This window comes from Chryseobacterium sp. KMC2 (assembly GCF_016756935.1).
GTDB classification, from domain to species: domain Bacteria; phylum Bacteroidota; class Bacteroidia; order Flavobacteriales; family Weeksellaceae; genus Chryseobacterium; species Chryseobacterium rhizosphaerae.
In genome coordinates this window covers 308,495-324,435 of record NZ_JAESIT010000001.1, presented here as the reverse complement: position 1 = coordinate 324,435, position 15,941 = coordinate 308,495, and the positions used below count along the sequence as shown (strand labels likewise).

The window sequence follows — 15,941 nt, the reverse complement described above, 5'->3', positions numbered from 1 at the left end:
AGTGTAAAACAAGGGTGTAACCTTACCATCAATGCATATCCGGCCGGCCACTTTGAATCTTAGGGAAGATTAAAGATTGTTCAATAGTATACTGTTTTTATGGGTGATATTTTTCTCATATGACTTACTTGTTTGTGTACTAGTACTTTGAGTAAGCAAAAGTAGGAGGAATAAAATGAGAAAAAATATTCCTAAGTTATTTTTTTCTTTCGTTCCTTTTTTTATGAATCCTTGCGGTCATCCGTGAAAGAGAGTTGGGAGTAATCCCCAGAAAGTTTGCAATATACTTTCTATTGGCATTTTGAGAGGTAAAAGGCCGGTTTTCCAGAAAATCCTCATAACGTGAATGCGGAGAAGTAGAACAGAATTGTTCCGTGCGCACTTTTAATATACTTATAATCTGTTTTAAAGATCTAAGGTACATCGTATAGATGCCTTTGTGCTGAAATGCTATTTCTTCAAATTCATTTTTATTAAACAGAAAAATCTGAGTGTCAATGACCGCTTCAATTGTATATCTTCTGGTACTTCCCTGTGAATAGGATTCCGGACTTTCCATAATGGCAGCTTCTTTTTCTGAAGGTAAAAAAAGATTTGTTTCAACCCCGTTTTCATCATCAAAGAAAAATCTTAATAACCCATGAGAAAGTATAAATAAATGGGTGAAAGTTTGATCAGGCTCTACCAGCTTTTCTTTTTTGTGAAGGAATTTTGGAGTACTGATATTGACCAAAATGGTAATTTCCTCATCAGATAATTCCTGAAAGAATACAATATTCCTGAAAGTTTTGAATAAGTCCATTATGAGGGTAAAGATAAATAAAAATAATAGATGATGCTCCAGTTGCATCATCTCGGGGATTTCATTGAAGTTTTTTTTAGATATTTGCGTTGTATTATATAATTTTGAATACAATGAACAATAACCGAAGAAGTTTTATCAAAAAACTGGGGATCGCAACAGCAGCACTTGCGGTAAATCCTTTAGACTTAATGGCTAGTGAATTACCGGAAAATACCAAAGTGGTAAACAAACCTATAGTCCTTTCTACATGGAATTTCGGGCTAAAAGCCAATGAAGAAGCTTGGACTGTTCTTGGGAAAGGCGGAAAAGCTTTAGATGCGGTTGAAAAGGGAGTTCGTCTTGTAGAGCTTGATCCAAAAGAAAGAAGTGTAGGATATGGTGGACGTCCGGACAGAGATGGAAGGGTAACGCTTGATGCCTGTATTATGGACGAAAATTATAATATAGGTTCAGTAGCCTGCCTGGAACATGTCAAAAACCCTATTTCTGTGGCCAGAGCAGTAATGGAAAAGACTCCCCATGTTATGCTCGTAGGAGATGGAGCCCTTCAGTTTGCCCTTTCACAAGGGTTTAAAAAAGAAAATCTTCTTACTCCCGAATCAGAAAAAGAATGGAAAGAATGGCTTAAAACCAGTCAGTATAAACCTATTGCCAATATTGAAAACCATGATACCATAGGAATGATAGCCCTGGATGCACAAGGAAATCTCTCCGGAGCCTGTACTACCAGCGGAATGGCTTTCAAGATGCATGGAAGAGTAGGGGATTCTCCCATTATCGGAGCAGGGTTATTTGTAGATAATGAAGTAGGGGCAGCAACGGCAACCGGCCATGGAGAAGAGGTGATCAGAACAGTAGGAACACACCTTGTGGTTGAGCTTATGAGGCAGGGAAGAAATCCACAGGAAGCCTGTAAAGAAGCTGTAGAGAGAATTGTAAAGATCAATCAGAGAAGAAATAAAAATTTAAAAGATATTCAGGTAGGATTTATTGCTCTCAATAAAAAAGGAGAATACGGATCTTACTGCATTCAGGATGGATTTAATTTTGCGGTATATGACCAGAAAGGAAACCGTCTTGAAACCCCTGAATTTGCTTTAAAATAAATGAATTTGGAATATGCAAAGACACAAAAGTTTTAAAATAGTAAGCTGCATTTAAGTGGTAAGAGAAAATCGAATATTTTCAGCAAGAAGTATATTTTCTCTACTAAACACTCATCAATTTTATCGGAGATAAAATCCTTGCGCCTTATAAACATACAAATGAACAAGCTTTTGCGTCTTTTTGTATTCCAACAAATAAGTCATAGGTATATTGGCTTTAGCCAAAACAAAATATAGATCAAACAAAATATGAAAAGAACGATTATCGCTTCCTTATTTTTAATTATAGGCTGTAAGGACGAAAAGAAGGAGATCACAGCACAAACCGGACCTCAGGTGAAAGAAGAGGTAGCTCAGGAAGCAAAACCTCAGGTTAATGAATCCGGAGAAGCTCAAAAATGGTTGGAAAAAAGTATCGAAGATTATTTTAAAGCTGATATTGGGAATGAAGAAAAGGCGATGCAGAAAATAACCACCAAAGACTATTTCGACTATAAAACAGATGCAATGAATGTTGATATGGATGTTGATGGTAGTCTTACCGAAAATGAGTTTGAAGATAAATGGAAAACTAAGTTTAATATAAAACAGGCCGGAATTGGAGTTGGATTCTTAATATCTGGGCAGGACTGGACTGGAATAAAAGTAGCAAAATGTCAGCTGATTTCTGAAAATGGAAATAGTTTTATGTTTGACGTGATCCTTTCAGATAAAGAAACTAAGGCTGAATATCCAATTAAGGTTAAAGTGAGTAAAGAGAATGTTTCCTTTTTGATTGCAGATGTACTGCAGGAAATTCCAAAGTTTAATTAGTATATAAAAAGTAAAAATGTCAAAAATAGAAATAGCATGTTTCAATCCGGAATCCGCAGTAATTGCCTTTGAAAATGGAGCGGATAGAATAGAATTATGCGACGGATTAAGTGAAGGAGGGACTACACCGGGTGTTAAAGTAACCCAGGAACTCAGAGAAAAAATAAACATTCCGATTTTTGTGATGATCCGCCCAAGAGGAGGTGATTTTACCTATTCAGAAGCAGAATTTGAACAAATGAAAAATGATTTGATTCAACTGAAATCTTTAAAGGTTGACGGTTTTGTTTTTGGGATTCTGAACGAAAATGATGAGGTGAATACTGAGCAGAACAAAGCGTTGGTAAAATTGGCAACACCACTTCCATGTACTTTTCACCGCGCTTTTGATAGAGCGAAAGGCCTGGAAGAATCTTTGGAAAAAGTAATAGAATGCGGATTTACAACCATTCTTACGTCAGGTCAGAAACCTAATGTGTCAGAAGGAAAAGAAAACCTTAAAAAATTGGTTGAACTTTCCAATGGAAGAATAGAAATCCTTGTAGGTGGTGGACTTCGTTCCACAAATATTGAAGAAATACGTGCGCTGACCCATGCCGGTTATTTTCACTCTTCTGCAATTACAGATGGCGGCGCTTTTGCTAATGCCGGTGAGGTTGTTGCCTTGAAGACTAAGTAAAATTACTCAAGTATTTTGAAAGAGTTATTTTAAACGCAAAGTTTTATATAGGGATTCTATTATTTTAAGAAAAGCAAAGAGGAGCGGCGAAGCCGCTGATGAAGCTAAAGGTTAACGGTTCGCTTCATCCAATCAATCGAAAATTGATTCACACTTAGCTTACTTAAAGTTTAGCATAGTGAAGAATAAGCTTTGCATTTAGATATTAAGTGAAAATTGTTTTAAACGCAAAGTTTTATATAGGGATTCTATTATTTTAAGAAAAGCAAAGAGAAGCGGCGAAGCCGCTGATGAAGCTAAAGGTTAACGGTTTGCTTCATCCAATCAATTGAAAATTGATTCACACTTAGCTTACTTAAAGTTTAGCATAGTGAAGAATAAGCTTTGCGTTTAGATATTAAGTGAAAATTGTTTTAAACGCAAAGTTTATATGGGGATTTTATTATTTGAAGAAAAGCAAAGAGGAGCGGCGAAGCCACTGATGAAGCTAAAGGTTAACGGTTTGCTTCATCCAATCAATTGAAAATCGATTCATTCTTAGCTTACTTAAAATTTTGGCATAGGAAGAATAAAACTTTGCGTTTAAAATAAGCTATAAAGATGAAATGATTAAATTAAAAACACACAAATGAATGACAGAAAACGAACTATCCTACAAAATAATAGGCGCTGCTATAGAAGTACATAAAACCCTAGGAGTTGGACTATTGGAAAGCGCATATGAAGCAGCTTTAGTTTATGAATTAAAAACATTAGGACTAAATGTAAAGCAACAGATATCTTTACCATTAACCTATAAAGAAATAACAATAGAAAATGCCTATAAAATCGACTTAATAGTTGATGATAAAGTTATTATAGAAGTAAAATCTGTGTTGGAACTACATCCTATTTTTCATTCACAAGTACTGACTTATCTGAAGCAGGCAAATATTAAATTAGGATTACTTATTAATTTTAATAATGAACTTATTAAATACGGAATCCATAGAATTGTAAATAAACTTATTAATGAATAAAACGATCTTTTTTGCTCTCTTTTTCATTCAGAATATTCTTTTTGCACAATCTTCAGCAAGAGATTTGTCCTCTGAAAGCTGGCAATTTAAAAACTCAAAAGATAAAAACTGGCTTCCTGCCAAGATACCGGGAACGGTTCATCTGGATTTAATGAGCAACAAAATCATTCAGGATCCTTTCAAAGATGAGAATGAAAAAAAAGCACAGTGGATTGAGAACGAAGATTGGGATTATCAAACCACTTTTACAGTTTCCTCGAAAGAGCTGGACTATCATAATATCGACTTGGTTTTTAATGGGCTGGATACGTTTTCTGAAATTTATCTTAATGGGAAACTGTTGAAAAAAACAGATAATATGTTCAGGAAATGGGAAATTCCGGTGAAACAGGATTTGAAAAGTGGTGAGAATATATTGCAGGTCAAATTTAAATCAGCAGTTGCAACAGGAAAAGTTTTGGCTCAAAAAGTTCCTTTTACAATGCCGGAATCACCAAGAAGTTTTGTGAGAAAAGCACAGTATCAGTTTGGATGGGATTGGGGACCAAGGCTTGTCACGGCAGGAATTTGGAAAGATGTAAAGCTTAGATTCTGGAATACAGCCAGATTGGAAAATGTAAAGGTTGAGCAGAAAAATATATCAGATAAAAATGCAGATCTCAGTATTCATACTTTAGTATTTGCTGATAAAGAGGGACAATATACGGTAAACATTAACCAGGAAACTAACAGTGTACATTTAAAAAAAGGACAGAATAAGATCAGTATTCCTTACCATATTCAAAATCCCAGACTTTGGCAGCCTAATGGATGGGGAGAACCTTACTTATACAACATAAAGATTGTGTTGCAGAAAGACTCAAAACTCTTGTCTGATGAAACACTGAAGATTGGTCTGAAAACAGTAGAACTGGTACAGGAAAAGGATGGAAAAGGGAAGTCTTTCTATTTTAAAGTTAATGGAAATCCACTCTATATCAAAGGGACAAACTGGATTCCTGCGGACAGTTTCTCTCCAAGGATTACCAAAGAAAAATATCAAAAACTCATCAGAGATTCCAAAGAAGCTCATATGAATATGATCCGTATCTGGGGAGGTGGAATTTATGAGGATGATGAATTTTACAAAGCTTGTGATGAGAACGGAATTTTAGTGTGGCAGGACTTTATGTTTGCGGGAAGTTTTTATCCGGCAGATGCCGCATTTTTAAATAATGTAAAAGAAGAAGTAAAAGATCAGGTCAACAGGCTTCAGAACCATCCGTCTATAGCTTTATGGTGTGGAAATAATGAAATTGATGAAGCGATTGTCAACTGGGGATATCAGAAGCAGTTTAAATATTCCAAAAACGATTCCGTACAGGTTTGGAAAGACTATAAAAAACTTTTCCATGACCTTATTCCGAATACATTAAAAGAAAACCTTACAGCAGATAAGAATATCTATTGGCCAAGTTCTCCGTCAATCGGATGGGGGCATAAGGAAAGCCTTACAGAAGGAGATTCCCATTATTGGGGCGTTTGGTGGGGCGAACAGCCTTTTGAAATTTATAATGAAAAAGTAGGACGTTTTATGTCTGAATATGGATTTCAGGGAATGCCTACTTTAGAAACTACAAAATCTATATTTAGTGGAACTCCGGAATTGAATCTGCAGAACCCAGCAATTAAAGCTCACGAAAAACATGGCCGGGGTTGGGAGATTATCAATGCATATATGCAACGCGATTATAAAATTCCGACTGATTTTGTACAGTATAATTATGTTTCTCAATTGCTGCAGGCCAGAGGAATGCAGATTGCTATTGAAGCCCATCGCCGGGCCAGACCTTATAATATGGGAACTTTATACTGGCAACTTAACGACTGTTGGCCGGTAGTTTCATGGTCTTCCATTGATTATCTTGGGAACTGGAAAGCATTTCATTATCAGGCAAAAAGAAGTTTTGAACCTATATTAATATCTGCTTCTGAAACAAAGGAAGCATTTGATATGTATTTTGTTAATGATCTGCTTAATGATTTAGAAATCAGTTCAGGAGCTGAACTGATTGATTTTGAAGGTAAGGTTCTTTGGTCAATGGAAGCTAAGGATAAGCTACTGGCCAATTCAAGTGCAAAGCATATGGAAGTAAAAAAAGATAACTTCTCAAAATTCGATTTGTCAAAATCTGTATTAAGAGTGTATGTTGCAAACGGTTCAGTACAACAGGAGAGGCTGTTCTTTTTTAATAAACCTAAAGACCTAAAGCTTCTGAAACCCACTATTAGTATTAAGAAAATTTCACCGACAGAAATTGAATTGTCTACCGATGTTTTGGCAAAAGATGTTTATTTAATTGGAGATGCTCATTTTAGCGATAACTTTTTTGATCTGTTACCTAAAACCTCAAAGAGAATTATCCTTTCAAAACCTTTGGATAACATTGAAGTATTGAGCCTTTGGGAGACGATGAAAAATTGAAAGATATAAGGACGTGAAAGGTAAGTAAAAAGGATTGGCAAATGGCCAGTCCTTTTTTTGTTGCCTCCTATCCGGTGATGAGTGGTTACGGAAACCCGTAAAAATTCCCTGAGGCTTTTTTATAACATTGTAAAAAATTACTAATACCTATAGTATGTATAACGAAAAATTGGAGAGACTCATTGAATTGGCATTGGCTGATGGAGAATTAACAGAGAAAGAAAAACAGGTGCTTTTTAAAAATGCAGAAGCTGAAGGAATCGATCTGGATGAATTTGAAATTGTGCTGGAAGCCAGGCTTTTTGAAAAAACAAATGATAAAAATTCACAATCAGCAGCCCCTCACTCTGACAAATTGGGAGATGTAAGAAAATGCCCAGCCTGTGGAGCGATTGCAGAAAGTTTTGCGACTAAATGCTCAGATTGCGGAACAGAATTCAGGAATATAGAAGTCTCAAGCAGTGTCATCAGATTTTTTGAAAAATTGGATGAAATAGAAGCAACCAGAGATAGTAGCTTCTACACTCAGAATACCAGTAGTAATATTAATCTTGTTACTATTGCACTTTGGCTGTTTTTCTGGCCTTTTCTTATATTTTTCAAAGGATTACAGTTTATCATCAATAAATCCAAACCTGCTAAATGGTCTACCACCGATGCACGAAAAGAAGAGCTGGTATTGAACTATCCTGTTCCTGTTTCCAAAGAAGGAATACTTGAATTTTTAACCTTATCAGCAAGTAAAATCAATACGGCATCTTATTTCTCTCTGTTTTCAGAACAAACCAAGTATAAAAATACATGGAATAAGATATGGCTTAAGAAAATAGAACAGATTAATTCCAAAGCCTCCATTTCCATGAAAAGTGACACTGAAACTTACAGCGAAGTACTTACCATTGTAGAAAGTTCCAGAAGTATTACCAAAGAAAATAACAGGAAGGTTTTTAAAGTATTAGGAGGAATGGTTATCCTGCTGATTGCCGTTGGTATCTGCATTGGTATTTCAAATAAATTGAATGAAAACAGAAATAGTAATTATGCTTCAAAAGTTAAATCAGCTGAGAAACTTATAGAAAGTAAAAAATATGATGAAGCTGAAGCGCTTGCTGCCGATATCGATAATGACCATAGCATTGAAATCAGGAGTAAGATACAGCTGGCAAAGCTTACAGAACAGCTGGATACTTTAGAACCATTAATCCAAAATAAAGAATATTCCAAGATTCGTCTGGCATTGGAAAAATTGAGATGGGCCAGAGTCAGTAATAAATCAGATTATAAAACAAAGGATATCGAGAGTGTTTCCTACAAAATTTTTGTAGAAAAGAAAGAAGCGATTAACAATCAGTTACCGGAAAGAAAAAGAGCCGTAATTGAAAGCATGTACTTATAAATTTTAAAGAAAAGCGATGAAACTATTTGGAAATAAAAGAGAAGGCGGGCTAATGGATGTGATCCGTTGTGACGAACAGGAATATCTGGTCTGGAAATGGAGACCCTCCGGTTCTGCCAATTCTACAAATAAAGAAAACAGTATCCGCTATGGAAGCAGTTTACGCGTGAAGGAGGGAGAGCTTGCCGTGTTTTTTTACAAACAAAATGACGGAAGCATGCAGGATTTTATCCAGGGACCTCACGATCAGACCATTCATTCGGCAAACTTCCCGGTTCTCACCAATATGGTGGGTGCGGCATTCGGAGGCGGTTCTCCGTTTCAGGCAGAGATCTACTTTATTAACCTTTCCGGAAATATACAGATCAGATTTGGAATCCCTTATTTTGATATGTATGATCCGAGGTTTATGGATCTTGGGGTACCCTGTGCCGTTCGTGGAACACTCACTTTTAACCTTACCGATTATAAAAATTTCATTAAACTAAACCGGTTAATCAATTTTAACCTTGATGATTTTAAGGCGCAGATCAAAGATTTTTTTCAAAGGAAAATCAAATCTGTCCTTATCAGCGCGCCCCAGGACTATACTATTCCTGTGATGCAGATTGAAAGAAAAATAGATGAGGTAAGTGATATCATACAAAGCAGATTAAAAGGAGAATTGGAAGACTGTTTCGGGGTCAATTTAAAACGTCTGGATATCGGAAGCATTGAGCTAGACAAGCAACATCCTCATTACATACAGCTTAAAAGGGCAACTGCAGATCAGCAGACGAAATTTACTGAAGCGAAAACAACTATTGAAATTGAAAACCTTTCCGAAATGACCAGAATTCAGCGGAAAGACCTGGAGTTGGGAGTAGAAGGGAAGCACTTTGCCGTTCATCAGTTGAATCAGCATGCGGATGTCCTGAAGACAGCTGCCGCCAGCCTGGGAGGAATGAGCCATGTAGATCTGGGTGGTGGAGATGGTTTAAATGCTGCCGGACTTATGGTAGGAATGGGAGTAGGGGCTTCAATGAGAAATCAGCTTGGAGGTATGATGGATACTATGACCCATACGCCACCGCCCAATATTGCTTCTGATCCAATGTTTCATATTGCAGTGAACGGTCAGCAATCCGGCCCTTACAATCTTGAAACCCTTCGACAGCTTGCACAATCCGGGCAGTTTTCCATGAATCATCATGTCTGGAAAGAAGGAATGCAAAACTGGGAACTAGCAGGGAATACCCCTGAAACTGCCAGACTATTTAGTGTAACACCACCACCGCCGCCACCACCAACCATTTAAGACCATGAAATTAGATTTTATTAAAACCATAATTGCCGTTGCTGTAAGCTGCCTGATCGCTTATGGATTCTATACTTTGAACACCGGAGACTATAAAGAATTACTGACTGTCGGAAGCCTGATTTTCCTGATACCAACCTTAGCTTTAACGGTTGGTGTTACATTCCATCTACCCCGCACAACTTCACTGATAAAAACAGTTTCAGCGCTGTTTTTTGGATTGGCGATCATAAGCAATCTTGCCTTCTCACTAATAGGTTTCAAGGAACCTGCACTATATATTATTGTATGTGGAGTTTTATTTTTATTCTATTCCCTGATCACTTATTCTGTGAGTAAGGCGCAACAATAGAATTCTTTTTTAACAATCAACCTTATAGGTTTTCTAAGCCTGTAAGGTTGTGAAAAAATGAGAAATAATACTCGAAAAAATATAAATTTTACCCTTCCAACTCAAAAATCAACCGTAAATTTGTATCATATTTCACTATAGTTATGGTAAATTTTGTTCTGATTGCAGTGTGCATTATTGCAGGAATGGTATTCAAAGCAACAAAATCTATCCACCCTGATGCCCATAAAGGTATCAATACCTGGATTCTTTATCTTGCTCTGCCGGCAGTTTCATTTAAATATCTTCCAAAAGTAAAGTGGACGACAGAAATGCTGTTCCCGATTGTTGCGACCTTTTTAATCTCTGTTTTCTGTTTTTTCTTTATGATGTTCTACAGTAAGAGCAGAGGATATTCTAGGCGATCGAGAAGTACTTTAGAACTGGCAAGCGGATACAGCAATACTTCATTTATCGGTTTCCCTTTGATTAGTGCCTTTTATGGAGAAGGGCTGCTTAGTATTGCTATTATCTGTGATCAGACCATGTTTTTTGCCCTTTCAACACTGGGAATTATTGCAGCCGTGAAAGGAGGCAGTAGATCAGGAAAGGTGAGTGCTCAGTTTATTTTAAAACGTTTGGTGACATTTCCACCATTAATAGGCTGTATTTCGGCTTTGGTATTGTCTCAGTTTATAGATTTTACAGCAGCAGAACCCTTCTTTGATAAACTGGCTGCTACAGTAAGTCCTTTAGCTTTGTTTTCAGTGGGATTACAGTTAAAGTTTAACGGATGGAAAAAATTGATTCCTCAGATGTCCATGTCCATGCTTTATAAACTTATTTTGGCACCGGCAATGGTCTTAGGACTGGCTTTACTGTTGGGAATAAAAGGAGACATTGCCAAAATAACCATATTTGAAGCTGCCATGCCTACATTGGTTACTTCAAGCATTATTGCAGAACAGTTCAGACTGAATACGAAGTTAACCAATCTGATTATCGGAGTCAGTATTATTGTAGGCTTTTTTACTTCTGCCTTTTGGTATGAGATGACCGAATTGTTTTTTTAGATAGAAGGTGTCAAAATATAGGTTTTGATAAAGAAAACAGTAGTAATGACAAAATTGAAAATTACAATTCCGCTTCTTAACTTCACCGGATCAATTTTTTTAGTGAAATGTGCCCCAAAATAGCCTCCTAAAATAGTTGCGGCCATCATGGTACAGGTTTCCGGCCAATATACTTTTCCGGCCGAAATAAATAAAATAACAGCTGCAGCATTCGCTATTCCTGTAAAAAGAGTTTTATTAGCATTAATCACTTTAATATCTGATAATCCAAATAATGACCATACTGCCATCATCATAATTCCTACAGCTCCTCCAAAATAACCACCGTATATTCCTAAAATAAATTGAGCTCCTAATACCAGCCCAGAGCCAATATGTATTTTTTTTCTAAGCCAATACCCCATTTGTTTTCCAAAAGCAAAAGCAAGGGAACCCAATAAAAGAAGCCATGGAACAATTAAGTTAAAACCTGCTGATGGAGTATATAAAAGCAGTAACCCACCTGCACACCCACCTAATAAAGTAAGGATAAGCATTGCCTTTATTGAGATATTAGGAAAAGGTTGAATGTATTCTCTGAATTTCCATGCACTGGCCAGACTGCCAGGAAACAACGCTACTGTGCTTGAAGCATTGGCTTGAATGGGAGGAACTCCCGCATAAATAAAAGCTGGAAAAGTAATGAATGACCCACCACCTGCCGCTGCATTAAGGGCTCCAGCTATAAGTCCGATTAAAAATAATAAAATATAGTTTTCCATGAAAAAGAATAGTAAATAAAGGTAGGACAAAAAAAAGGGAATCATCAATAAAAGATTGCAGTTCTCTGAAGAAAAATTTAATTTTACACTTTAAATATTTCCCTTGCAATACGTCCAAATTGTTTTACCCCTGAATTTAAAAGGATCTTTCACATACAAAGTTCCGGAAGACCTGATGCCGGAAATCCAAATAGGGATGCGTGTTTTGGTTCCTTTTGGAGGTAAGAAAATTTATACGGGAATTGTTTTTGAACTTCATGATCATGCACCGGAAAACTTCGTAGCAAAAGAAGTGATCAGCCTTCTGGATGATAAACCAATACTTCCTGAAGAACAGATCAGGTTCTGGAATTGGCTCTCAGGCTATTATTTATGCAGTTTGGGAGAAATCTACAGGTTAGCATTTCCTTCTTCTTTAAAGCTGGAAAGCGAAACGTATTTAAAATTGAAACCTGGGGCTACAGTAAATTTTGAGAATCTCGATGTTAATGAGATGTATCTTATCCAGGCATTGGAAGTACGCCAGCTTATTAATTTAACAGATATTGAAGCATTTATCCCTAAAAAGGATATTATTAAAACCATCAATTCGCTGATTGATCTGCAGTATATTGAGATTGATGAGAAAATTGCTGAAAAATATAAAGCTAAGGAAGTGGCTTATGTAAGAATCAATCATGATGTTTTAGGCAACCAAAATCTTACAGAAATCCTTTTAAAGCTCAATAAAGCTCCTAAACAGAAAGATCTGTTCCTTCTTATTCTGGAGAAACAGACTGAGCACCCCGACCTTCCTGTTAAGAAGGCTGAGCTGTTTGAAGACGGCTATTTTGGAAGTTCTCATTTCAAAGCCCTGGCAGATAAGGGTCTTGTAGAGGAATATTATATGCAGAAAGACAGGATTGAAAGCTATGAAGGAGAAATAGAAGAGCTGGAAGAACTTTCCGAACAACAGAAACTGGCAAAATCTGAGATAGATGAAGCTTTTGAAGAAGGGAAAAATGTTTTACTGCATGGGGTTACTTCATCCGGAAAGACCCATATTTATTTAGAGAAAATAGAGGAATGTATCAAAGAGGGACGGAATGTATTATTTCTGCTTCCTGAAATTTCTCTGACTAAACAGATCACTCAAAGATTAGAAAAAAAATACGGTAGACAACTTGGGTTCTACCATCAAAAACTGACTGATTTTGAAAGAGTAGAGGTTTGGAGACGAATCAGGCAAAATGATATCCGGATTCTTATTGGTACCCGGAACGCTTTGTTTTTACCCTACCAGAATTTAGGCTTAATTGTGGTAGATGAAGAGCATGATTCTGCGTACAGACCCAGAGAAGTTACGCCTTATTTCAATGCTAAAGATGCAGCGCTGGTGCTTGGTGGTTTCTATGAAGCAGGGGTGATATTAGGCTCTGCTACTCCTTCTGTGGAAAGCTATTACCGCGCCCGAAAAGATAAAATGAAATACATTTTCCTGACTGAAAGGTTTGGAAATGTAGACCTTCCTGAATATGAACTGATCAATTTTAAAGAAGCCCAGGATTCAAAAAAAGTTTCCGGAAATTTTTCTACAAGGCTTATTGACGAGATCAAAAAGACTGTGGATGAAAACAAACAGGCTATTGTTCTTCACAACCGCCGTGGTTATGCTAATGTTGTGGAATGTGAAAGCTGTGGTTATGTGAACTATTGCTCCAACTGTGATGTGGTAATGACTTATCATAAAGCAGCCAATGAAATGAAATGCCATTATTGTGGGCAAAGAGCTTCAAAACCTAAAACCTGTCCGAAATGTAATTCTGAAAATATGAATGAAAGAGGAGTAGGGGTAGAGCAGATTCATGAAGAGGTTTCCAAATTATTCCCGGAGAATGAAGTGGACAGGATGGATGTAGATTCCATGCGTAAGAAGTTTGCCTATGAAAAGCTCTATGAAAAAATTGAAGAAGGTGAAACTGATATTGTGGTGGGAACGCAGATGATTTCCAAAGGTCTTGATTTTGATCATATAGAATTGGTAGCGATTCCAAAAGCTGACTCCTTATTATATGTTCAGGATTTCAGAGCCGAAGAAAGAGCTTACCAACTGATCACTCAGGTTTCCGGAAGAGCAGGAAGGGTTTCCGGAAAAGGAAAGATATTGATCCAGACTTACAATCCGGAGCATTCTGTATTTCAGCTGATCAAGATGAACAACCCTGCCAAGATCTATAAATACATCCTCACAGAACGTCAGAAATTCCATTATCCGCCTTTTACCAAGCTGATTATGATAGAGCTGAAACACCGAAGAGATGATAAAGTGGACCGTGCTTCACAGTTTCTGGGATCTATCTTAAGAAAATACCTCCCTGAAGATTGTGTTTTAGGACCGGAAAGAGCACAAATTGCAAGGTTGAATAATTTATATCAATTCCAGATTTTACTGAAACTTCCCCGTGGGAAAAACTATGAAAAGTTCAAGAGTATGGTTTTGATAAGTTTGAAGGAATTTGATGAAATCACTGCATATCAAAGTATTAAAAAAGGTGTTTTTGTTGATTTTTAACAATTTTTAACAAACTTTAGCCTCTTTTATAACGGGGTGATGACCTGTTTTCTGACAATAATTTCTACTTTTGGACGTTGATTAAGTGTTTGGCCGTTTTATTGAATGATATAACTTATCATTTTTTATAGCGTCGAAACTATAGAACAAAAAGAAGATAGATGGTAAATTTCAGAAAATATATTTCAAGCGCAGCGGTATTGGCTTCTGGTTTTTTCCTAGCTCAATCTACCGTTTCTACTGTTCTTTACTCACAAGCCTATGACAATCAGAAAAACAGCTTAAATCTACCCTCACCCGTTAGCTCGGTGGTGGAGAAGACTGTTTTGTCGGCTAAAGAATTAGTAGATATTAATGTAAACACAATGATGGCGGATCCTGTGCTGAAAAATGCAACCTGGGGATTCGTAGTGTATGATCCGAAAACGAAGAAAGTAATCTCTTCGTACAACGAGAATACTCCGTTAGTTCCGGCTTCTACCACGAAGCTGCTGACTACTGAAACAGCTTTAAGCTTACTTGGAGAAAACTATCGCTGGATGACCCAGCTTGAGTATTCAGGAGCTGTAGATGAAAATGGAGTGTTGAATGGTAATCTTTATATCGTAGGAAGTGGTGACCCTTCTTTAGGAACCAATAAAGCAGGAGCCTGGTCTTACAGGGATATTATTTCAGATTTCATTGGCGGTCTTTCACGAGAAGGGATTAGAAAGGTAAATGGTGATATTATTATTCAGACAGCGCTTTTCAAAGGCAATATTTCAATGCTTCCGGAAAATGTTGTATGGCTAGAGAACAATAATTATTATTTGCCTGTAGGAACAACCCGTGGAATAAATCCTGCTAACGAAAAGCTGATCGTCAAAAAAGCTAATTTCTCTCCGGAGAAGAAGTTTTTCTACGTTTCGCCTTACGCCAACCAGATGGTTTATGCCGAAAAATATGATGGAGAAGGGGTTTTGACAACCAAACTTCCTGATGCACCGGCGTATTTGGCCAATTCTTTCAGAACAACTTTAACGAAAAGCGGAATTCCCGTTACCGGAAAAGTGACTCCTAAAATGACGGATGCAGCTCCGGAAAGCAGAAAGATGATTTCAGCGTATAAATCTCCAACTTTAGGGGATATCATTTATTATACCAACCAACATAGTGATAATTCATTAGCTGAAGCCCTGCTGAGAACCGTAGGATTTCAGAAAATGGGGGATCAGACTTCAGATTCAGGAAGAATTGTCGTAACAGGTCATTTAAGAGATGCCGGTTTTGATATGAATGGTCTGAACTATATGGATGGTAGCGGACTTTCAAGAAGTAATAATGTAACTCCTATTTCTCAGGTGAAATTTTTAACTTCTTTAATGGACGAGAAATACTATAAGTCTTACCTTACTTCACTGCCGGTAGGCGGACAATCCGGAACATTAAAAAGAATGTTTATCGGGGGAGGAAACGGACAGGTATTTGCAAAAACAGGAACTTTAAATAAGGTGAAAACGTTAGCCGGTTATTTGAAGACAAATTCAGGAAAGACTTTAGTTTTTTCTTTAATGGTAAACAATTATGCAGGATCTGTAGATATGGTGAAGAAAAGAATGGAAAAAATTCTGGAACCTGCTCTGGATCTTTAGAAAAATATTTGAATA

Annotated in this window: 13 protein-coding genes; 11 read left to right on the top strand and 2 right to left on the bottom strand. The window is 36.9% G+C overall.

What is annotated here, in order from left to right; translation table 11 throughout:
• Positions 1-196: 196 nt before the first annotated feature.
• The gene (locus JML65_RS01440) at positions 197-802 is read right to left on the bottom strand and encodes a Crp/Fnr family transcriptional regulator (protein ID WP_047485594.1); all 606 of its coding nucleotides are present in this window, start codon (positions 800-802) and stop codon (positions 197-199) included.
• Between the two features lie 113 nt (positions 803-915).
• On the opposite strand from JML65_RS01440, the gene JML65_RS01435 reads away from it, so the two are divergent.
• The 9 genes from JML65_RS01435 to JML65_RS01395 all read left to right on the top strand — a co-directional run bounded on the left by JML65_RS01435 (position 916) and on the right by JML65_RS01395 (position 10,983).
• Positions 916-1,911 carry an isoaspartyl peptidase/L-asparaginase family protein gene (locus tag JML65_RS01435; RefSeq protein ID WP_047485592.1) on the top strand — a complete coding sequence of 332 codons (996 nt, stop codon included), beginning with the start codon at positions 916-918 and terminating at the stop codon, positions 1,909-1,911.
• A 249-nt stretch (positions 1,912-2,160) separates the two neighbouring features.
• The gene (locus JML65_RS01430) at positions 2,161-2,724 is read left to right on the top strand and encodes a hypothetical protein (protein WP_202269687.1); all 564 of its coding nucleotides are present in this window, start codon (positions 2,161-2,163) and stop codon (positions 2,722-2,724) included.
• Between the two features lie 16 nt (positions 2,725-2,740).
• Positions 2,741-3,403, top strand: a complete 663-nt coding sequence (locus tag JML65_RS01425; RefSeq protein WP_202269686.1) for a copper homeostasis protein CutC — start codon at positions 2,741-2,743, stop codon at positions 3,401-3,403.
• A gap of 632 nt (positions 3,404-4,035) precedes the next feature.
• Positions 4,036-4,422: a GxxExxY protein gene (locus tag JML65_RS01420; protein ID WP_202269685.1), complete on the top strand. Its 387-nt coding sequence runs from the start codon at positions 4,036-4,038 to the stop codon at positions 4,420-4,422.
• On the top strand, positions 4,415-6,886 hold the full coding sequence (locus JML65_RS01415; RefSeq protein WP_202269684.1) for a beta-mannosidase: 2,472 nt from the start codon (positions 4,415-4,417) through the stop codon (positions 6,884-6,886). The genes JML65_RS01420 and JML65_RS01415 overlap by 8 nt, the downstream gene beginning before the upstream one ends.
• Positions 6,887-7,040: 154 nt before the next feature.
• Positions 7,041-8,282: a hypothetical protein gene (locus JML65_RS01410; protein ID WP_202269683.1), complete on the top strand. Its 1,242-nt coding sequence runs from the start codon at positions 7,041-7,043 to the stop codon at positions 8,280-8,282.
• Between the two features lie 16 nt (positions 8,283-8,298).
• On the top strand, positions 8,299-9,579 hold the full coding sequence (locus JML65_RS01405) for an SPFH domain-containing protein (RefSeq protein ID WP_202269682.1): 1,281 nt from the start codon (positions 8,299-8,301) through the stop codon (positions 9,577-9,579).
• A gap of 4 nt (positions 9,580-9,583) precedes the next feature.
• Positions 9,584-9,931 (top strand): hypothetical protein, encoded by a 348-nt coding sequence (locus tag JML65_RS01400; protein WP_202269681.1) that lies wholly within the window; start codon positions 9,584-9,586, stop codon positions 9,929-9,931.
• A gap of 143 nt (positions 9,932-10,074) precedes the next feature.
• A complete protein-coding gene (locus JML65_RS01395; protein ID WP_047485579.1) occupies positions 10,075-10,983 on the top strand; it encodes an AEC family transporter in 909 nt (302 codons plus the stop codon).
• Here JML65_RS01395 and JML65_RS01390 read toward each other — a convergent pair.
• A complete protein-coding gene (locus JML65_RS01390) occupies positions 10,980-11,744 on the bottom strand; it encodes a sulfite exporter TauE/SafE family protein (protein ID WP_202269680.1) in 765 nt (254 codons plus the stop codon). The two genes, JML65_RS01395 and JML65_RS01390, sit on opposite strands and share 4 nt — an antisense overlap.
• A gap of 103 nt (positions 11,745-11,847) precedes the next feature.
• On the opposite strand from JML65_RS01390, the gene priA reads away from it, so the two are divergent.
• Entirely contained in the window at positions 11,848-14,295 is a 2,448-nt protein-coding gene (priA, locus tag JML65_RS01385; RefSeq protein ID WP_202269679.1) for a primosomal protein N', read from the top strand.
• A gap of 161 nt (positions 14,296-14,456) precedes the next feature.
• Entirely contained in the window at positions 14,457-15,926 is a 1,470-nt protein-coding gene (dacB, locus tag JML65_RS01380) for a D-alanyl-D-alanine carboxypeptidase/D-alanyl-D-alanine-endopeptidase (RefSeq protein ID WP_084086068.1), read from the top strand.
• The last annotated feature ends 15 nt before the right edge of the window (positions 15,927-15,941 follow it).

Bases quoted from the DNA above. Each gene is read 5' to 3' on its own strand.
- JML65_RS01430 (WP_202269687.1), top strand. From the start codon at position 2,161: ATGAAAAGAACGATTATCGCTTCCTTATTTTTAATTATAGGCTGTAAG.
- JML65_RS01395 (WP_047485579.1), top strand. From the start codon at position 10,075: ATGGTAAATTTTGTTCTGATTGCAGTGTGCATTATTGCAGGAATGGTA.
- JML65_RS01405 (WP_202269682.1), top strand. From the start codon at position 8,299: ATGAAACTATTTGGAAATAAAAGAGAAGGCGGGCTAATGGATGTGATC.
- JML65_RS01415 (WP_202269684.1), top strand. From the start codon at position 4,415: ATGAATAAAACGATCTTTTTTGCTCTCTTTTTCATTCAGAATATTCTT.
- JML65_RS01435 (WP_047485592.1), top strand. From the start codon at position 916: ATGAACAATAACCGAAGAAGTTTTATCAAAAAACTGGGGATCGCAACA.
- JML65_RS01410 (WP_202269683.1), top strand. From the start codon at position 7,041: ATGTATAACGAAAAATTGGAGAGACTCATTGAATTGGCATTGGCTGAT.
- dacB (WP_084086068.1), top strand. From the start codon at position 14,457: ATGGTAAATTTCAGAAAATATATTTCAAGCGCAGCGGTATTGGCTTCT.
- JML65_RS01390 (WP_202269680.1), bottom strand. From the start codon at position 11,744: ATGGAAAACTATATTTTATTATTTTTAATCGGACTTATAGCTGGAGCC.
- JML65_RS01425 (WP_202269686.1), top strand. From the start codon at position 2,741: ATGTCAAAAATAGAAATAGCATGTTTCAATCCGGAATCCGCAGTAATT.
- JML65_RS01440 (WP_047485594.1), bottom strand. From the start codon at position 802: ATGGACTTATTCAAAACTTTCAGGAATATTGTATTCTTTCAGGAATTA.
- JML65_RS01400 (WP_202269681.1), top strand. From the start codon at position 9,584: ATGAAATTAGATTTTATTAAAACCATAATTGCCGTTGCTGTAAGCTGC.
- JML65_RS01420 (WP_202269685.1), top strand. From the start codon at position 4,036: ATGACAGAAAACGAACTATCCTACAAAATAATAGGCGCTGCTATAGAA.